This is a genomic window from Ensifer sp. ZNC0028 (genome assembly GCF_000799055.1).
Classification (GTDB): Bacteria; Pseudomonadota; Alphaproteobacteria; order Rhizobiales; family Rhizobiaceae; genus Ensifer.
The window spans coordinates 1-240 of sequence record NZ_JTLA01000178.1; the positions used below are offsets into that span (position 1 = coordinate 1).

1 pseudogene is annotated in these 240 nt (G+C 67.5%); it reads left to right on the plus strand.

Annotated features, from left to right (window positions below):
- Nucleotides 1-240 (plus strand): annotated as a pseudogene (locus tag L981_RS31740) (mandelate racemase/muconate lactonizing enzyme family protein); the annotation flags it as partial.

Sequence of the window (240 nt, forward strand, 5' to 3'; positions counted from 1 at the left end):
GCCAGGATCCGCGCCAGACGGAAAAGCTCTGGGCGATCCTCTACAATGCGCTGCGGGACCAGGGGCAGCGCGGACTTGCGGTGACCGCCCTTTCCGGCATCGACATCGCGCTCTGGGACATCAAGGGCAAACACTATCGTGCCTCCGTCTCCATGCTGCTGGGCGGGCGCTGGCGCGACAGCGTGCGGGCCTATGCGACCGGCAGCTTCAAGCGCGACGGCGTCGACCGGGTCTCCGACA